Below are 5,143 nucleotides of genomic sequence, written 5' to 3'. Positions count from 1 at the left end.
GGACTAAGGGGGGATCGGCACCCCCCTTATCAAGGGGGGACTAAGGGGGGATCGAACCTAAAATCCATTTTTAATTTAATTATAACCAGCTACTTAACATAAAGTTTGACAACAACTGTGGTATAACTTCACAAGAACTTGATATTATTATTACAATAGTCTCAAAAACAATGATCGAATTAAGTCCCGCCGCCGCTAGAGAAATTGAACGTTGGAGTCAAAGCCGTCGCCTGAGTGGTTCCTATCTGCGTTTGGCCGTAAAAAACGGTGGTTGTTCGGGACTTCACTATCATCTCGAATTAACCCCTATTGCGGCAGAAAACGATCGCTTTTATCAAAGTCATGGTATTAATATTTTAGTCGATCCTGACAGCGATCGCTACCTACAAATTTTAAAATTAGACTATTCAGAAGATTTAATGGGTGGTGGTTTCCGTTTTACCAATGCCAACACCCAAAATACCTGCGGTTGTGGTCTTTCCTTTAGCGCCTAATTAACTGCTCCAAATAGCCAGGACAACTAAAAGCGCATTAACCAGATAAAATGCTCCCACAATCTTGGTTTCCGTCCAACCACTTAATTCTAAATGATGATGAAAAGGAGCCATTTTTAATAATCTTTTGCCCTTGCCATCGGGTCCTTTTGTGGCTTTATAATAGATAACCTGAGCGATTACCGAAAGAGATTCCAGAAAGAACAGACCACTAATTAAAAATAATCCCCAGAGATGTCCAGTAATTAAACCCACTGCAGCTAAAGCACCTCCCAAAGCGAGGGAACCCGTATCACCCATGAACACTTTAGCGGGGTTGCGGTTATGAAAAATGAAGCCTAGACAAGCACCAGCAAAACAAGTGCAGAAAATCGCTAAATCTGGATGACTAGGAGCGATAATAATACCTAAACCCAAAAAAGCGATCGCACCTGTTCCCCCCGCTAATCCATCCACCCCATCGGTGAGATTAGTGGCGTTACTTTCAGCCACAAGGACAAATCCCGCCAAAATCCAGAAGAAAAAGCCCAAAGGAATGACTAATCGACCCCAAAGGGTGATATCGGTACTCACCTGATTGACCAACATCCAGAGGCAAAAAAGCACCGCCCCCGTTATCTGTAAAATTAACTTCATCTGGGGAGATAGGCCTTTATTCGACTTATAACGCAGAATTTGCCAATCATCTAACCAACCGATACCCATGTAAACAAAGGTCAGCAAAGCAACCGCCACCACATTAGGAGTGAATTTAGACCAGATTAAAGCGAAAATAAGGGCTACTGGCACAAAAAAGCTGCCTCCCATGGTCGGGGTTCCTGCTTTCTTTAAATGAGCCTGGGGTCCATCTTCGCGCATGATCTGACCCATTTTCAAGCGCCGTAGCATCGGTACTACTTGACAACCAAGACCACCACTGATTAAAGTTGTGGCAATCAAGGGCAGTAACAGGGAATTAGTGGCCTGAAAAAAAACTACTAACAGAAATAGTAATCCCGTTAGTAGAATCAGGAGATGGGTTCCAGTGGGTTTTTTAAAGATAGGGGCGGAAAAAATGTTAGCGTTCACGACTAAAGCGTCAGATAAGGGTAAAATTTGCCAAAGAAGACGGGATTAATCTTCATCTAAGACTAATTCATCTTCGTCGTCATCATAACCGATATCATCGACATCCATGAGTTCAGATAGTTCCACATCTTCTTCGAGAGTGAGATCTGGTTCGGCGATTTTATCCCGGGGAATCATGCGATTATTTTTTTCTAACCACTCGACAATGGAAGCGTCTTTTTTTAGAGGAATAACCGCGGCCGGTTCGTAGCGGGGTTCTTGACGAATAGAAGGATTAAGCATAATTACTCGACGATTAGCAGCAATCATTTCGAGTTTACCATGTCTTTTAAGGCTCTGTTGACATCCTCGCCGCCGTAAAACGGACGGCGATTCCTCACCACGCCACTTTTTTAGGGTGGTCGCTGAATGGGGTTGACGCTTCACCGAAAAACGCTTAATTGCTTAAGTCTGACTCTTTCGACCCGTCCGTTTTGAGTGTCCGGATGCCCTCCGGCCACTTTGAACAAGTCGAAAAAATCTCATGTTCAACCTTATTTCCTAGAAAGTTTTACTCGTTCAAGGCCGAATTTGAATTCTTTTCTGAACAAAACCCCCTACTATCTGTTGTCAAGGTTCAGTGTTTAGCTTGGTTATCGCTTTTTCCATTGTAGCTTAAAGCCGTCCTAAAAGGACGGGGTTTTAACCCAAATTTTTGATAATCTCTTGATTGGCCGCGGGGAAAGTGTAATTATCTAGTTCCTGGATAGTTACCCAGCGGATTTCTTCACATTCGATCGCTCTTGCTTGGCCACTGAGATAACGACAGTTATATACTTGTAGATTAACCCGAAAATGACTATAGGTGTGATCGATGGTGATTAAATGACTATCCACTGCGATTTCAATGCCAATTTCTTCTAATACCTCCCGTTTAATACATTCCTGTACCGTTTCATTGCCTTCGATTTTGCCACCGGGGAATTCCCAAAAACCGCCCAAGAGTCCCTTGGCTAGACGGCGATCGATTAAAATTAAATCTCGATCATCTCTAATTACGGCCACACCGATTTGTTTACAGGGTAAAGAGTCTGTTTCTGGAATCATAGCGGTTATTAGCGAAAAAATCGGAAAAAATAGTTAAAAACTGACTGCGGAAAATTGAGTCAAAAGATGATATAATCGAGAATTGTACGATTAACGATTAACAATGACAGTCAGTTCCGAATCAAAGTTTATTTTAAAAGTATTGTGGTTAGATCAGAACGTAGCGATCGCTGTAGATCAGGTGGTCGGCAAAGGAACTAGCCCCCTCACCGCTTATTTTTTCTGGCCGCGCAATGATGCTTGGCAACAACTGCAAGAGGAGTTAGAAGCAAAACACTGGATTGATGAGTCCGATCGCGTTGATGTTCTCAACAAAGCCACAGAAGTGATTAATTTTTGGCAAGAGTTACGCAATCAAGGCCGACAAATCCCCATGGCCGATGCACAGTTAAAATTCCCCGAAGTTGTTTTTAGTGGTAGCAATTAATTTATAGCAGTTATCTTAATGGGGAGCGACAAAATCTCCAGTTTTAGGCAACGGAAAACAGGAAACTTTTTCAGTGATCACCGAGCAGCAGGAGAACAGCAACTTCTCAATAAGTAGGGAGGCACAATTATTTGTAGGATGGGTTAGCGGTAGCGTAACCCATGCGGGCGTTGGGTTTCATGCTTCAACCCAACCTACGTTCTGAAACCTCAAATCTGATAACTGATCACTGATAACTGATAACTGATCACTGATAACTGATAACTGATAACTGATAACTGATCACTAAAAAATTGATCGGGTAGGTTTATATAAACCCGCCCGATTTTGCTTTAATTTAATTTGATTTGGTTGGGTTTAAACCGATACTAAACCGCCAGCGGCCTGGTATCTAGCGCGAGCTTTGCGCCATGCTTGTTGCGCTTGGATAGTTTTGCGACGGTCATCCCCTTTACTGACTTCATCGAGACGAGTTTGGGCCCGTTCGTATTCGGCGCGAGCTTTTTCCTTATCGATTTTTGAGCCTAATTCCGCCCCATTGACGAGGACTTTGATCTCATTATTTTCGACTTCGGCAAAACCGCCCAAAACTGCGATATTTTCCCAGTCTTTCCCCGGTCGAATTCGCATTACGCCAATATTCAGGGCAGTTAATAAAGGAGCGTGACCGCTAAGAATACCTAATTGTCCTGTGGAACTGGGTAGGATTACTTCTTCGGCCACGTTATCCCAGACAATGCGATCGGGTGTAATAACCCGTACTGTAATGCTCATTGGTGATAATAACGATAATTTTGGCAGATTTCTGGGTTAAGTAACCGCTAAACGCGGTTACTACTGACTTTTAATTAGCCTTTTTTGAGTTTTGCGCCTTTAGCGATCGCTTCATCGATACTGCCGACCATGTAGAACGCTTGTTCGGGTAAGCTATCGAGTTCACCTTTGAGGATCATCTGGAAGCCTTTGATCGTATCAGCGAGAGTAACGTATTTACCCGGAGAACCGGTGAACACTTCGGCCACGAAGAAAGGTTGCGAGAGGAAACGCTCAATTTTGCGAGCGCGGTCAACGGTGAGACGATCTTCTTCCGATAATTCGTCTAAACCGAGAATAGCGATGATGTCCTGTAACTCCTTATAGCGTTGCAGGGTAGATTGGACGGCGCGAGCGGTGCCGTAGTGTTCATCACCGACGATATCAGCTTGGAGCATGGTGCTGGTGGAACCGAGGGGATCTACCGCCGGATAGATACCTTTGGAAGCCAGACCCCGGGATAGTACGGTTGTTCCGTCCAAGTGAGCGAAGGTAGTAGCGGGAGCGGGGTCAGTCAAGTCATCCGCCGGTACATAGACCGCTTGGATGGAAGTGATCGATCCCTCTTTGGTGGAGGTGATCCGCTCTTGCAGGTCGCCTACATCAGTGCCGAGGGTGGGTTGGTATCCTACCGCAGAAGGCATCCGACCGAGGAGCGCCGATACTTCCGAACCAGCTTGCACGAAACGGAAGATATTATCGACAAATAAGAGTACGTCTTGCTTATTGACATCGCGGAAATATTCGGCCATGGTCAAAGCGGAGAGACCGACGCGCATTCTCGCTCCGGGGGGTTCGTTCATCTGACCGTAAACGAGGGCGATTTTCGATTCTTCGGGGTTATCAGCGTTGATTACCTTCGATTCGATCATCTCGTTGTAGAGGTCGTTTCCTTCGCGGGTTCTTTCACCCACACCGCCAAAAACCGAGACACCCCCGTGTTGAATGGCGATATTGTTGATTAATTCCATCATAATGACGGTTTTGCCCACACCAGCACCCCCAAAGAGGCCGATTTTGCCCCCTTGACGGTAGGGGGTGAGCAGGTCAATCACCTTGATACCGGTTTCAAAAACCGTCGGTGTTACTTCAAGATCGACTAATTTGGGAGCGGGACGGTGAATAGGAGAGGTTTCGGTGACGTTAACCGGTCCTTTTTCGTCCACGGGTTCACCAAGAACGTTAAAAATCCGACCGAGGGTGCATTTACCCACGGGAACGCTAATCGCCGCGCCAGTGTCCACGATATCCATAC

Annotated in this window: 7 protein-coding genes; 2 read left to right on the top strand and 5 right to left on the bottom strand. The window is 45.2% G+C overall.

Going from position 1 to position 5,143, the window contains the following annotated elements; all coding sequences use genetic code 11:
- Positions 1-170 precede the first annotated feature (170 nt).
- Complete coding sequence (locus tag IQ242_RS16210; protein ID WP_193960665.1) at positions 171-494, top strand: iron-sulfur cluster assembly accessory protein; 324 nt, start codon at positions 171-173, stop codon at positions 492-494.
- Here IQ242_RS16210 and mraY read toward each other — a convergent pair whose 3' ends face one another.
- The 3 genes from mraY to mutT all read right to left on the bottom strand — a co-directional run bounded on the left by mraY (position 495) and on the right by mutT (position 2,648).
- Complete coding sequence (gene mraY, locus IQ242_RS16205; RefSeq protein ID WP_193960664.1) at positions 495-1,562, bottom strand: phospho-N-acetylmuramoyl-pentapeptide-transferase; 1,068 nt, start codon at positions 1,560-1,562, stop codon at positions 495-497.
- A 45-nt stretch (positions 1,563-1,607) separates the two neighbouring features.
- Positions 1,608-1,871: a DUF3134 domain-containing protein gene (locus IQ242_RS16200; RefSeq protein WP_002760451.1), complete on the bottom strand. Its 264-nt coding sequence runs from the start codon at positions 1,869-1,871 to the stop codon at positions 1,608-1,610.
- A 372-nt stretch (positions 1,872-2,243) separates the two neighbouring features.
- Positions 2,244-2,648, bottom strand: a complete 405-nt coding sequence (gene mutT, locus IQ242_RS16195; RefSeq protein WP_193960663.1) for an 8-oxo-dGTP diphosphatase MutT — start codon at positions 2,646-2,648, stop codon at positions 2,244-2,246.
- Between the two features lie 103 nt (positions 2,649-2,751).
- Between mutT and IQ242_RS16190 the strand changes: the two genes are divergently transcribed.
- Positions 2,752-3,075 carry a 30S ribosomal protein PSRP-3 gene (locus IQ242_RS16190; protein ID WP_002760450.1) on the top strand — a complete coding sequence of 108 codons (324 nt, stop codon included), beginning with the start codon at positions 2,752-2,754 and terminating at the stop codon, positions 3,073-3,075.
- A gap of 357 nt (positions 3,076-3,432) precedes the next feature.
- Here the strand turns inward: IQ242_RS16190 and atpC are convergent, their stop codons facing one another.
- Both atpC and atpD read right to left on the bottom strand, forming a co-directional pair.
- On the bottom strand, positions 3,433-3,849 hold the full coding sequence (atpC, locus tag IQ242_RS16185) for an ATP synthase F1 subunit epsilon (RefSeq protein WP_147070145.1): 417 nt from the start codon (positions 3,847-3,849) through the stop codon (positions 3,433-3,435).
- Between the two features lie 74 nt (positions 3,850-3,923).
- The coding region (atpD, locus tag IQ242_RS16180) for a F0F1 ATP synthase subunit beta (RefSeq protein ID WP_193960662.1) at positions 3,924-5,143 on the bottom strand (1,220 nt) is incomplete at its 5' end.

The organism is Microcystis sp. LEGE 08355, from assembly GCF_015207185.1.
Lineage (GTDB): Bacteria > Cyanobacteriota > Cyanobacteriia > Cyanobacteriales > Microcystaceae > Microcystis > Microcystis panniformis.
Note: the sequence above shows the minus strand (reverse complement) of the source record. Positions and strands in the feature narration are given on the sequence as shown.

Bases quoted from the DNA above. Each gene is read 5' to 3' on its own strand.
- atpC (WP_147070145.1), bottom strand. From the start codon at position 3,849: ATGAGCATTACAGTACGGGTTATTACACCCGATCGCATTGTCTGGGAT.
- IQ242_RS16210 (WP_193960665.1), top strand. From the start codon at position 171: ATGATCGAATTAAGTCCCGCCGCCGCTAGAGAAATTGAACGTTGGAGT.
- IQ242_RS16190 (WP_002760450.1), top strand. From the start codon at position 2,752: ATGACAGTCAGTTCCGAATCAAAGTTTATTTTAAAAGTATTGTGGTTA.
- mutT (WP_193960663.1), bottom strand. From the start codon at position 2,648: ATGATTCCAGAAACAGACTCTTTACCCTGTAAACAAATCGGTGTGGCC.
- IQ242_RS16200 (WP_002760451.1), bottom strand. From the start codon at position 1,871: ATGATTGCTGCTAATCGTCGAGTAATTATGCTTAATCCTTCTATTCGT.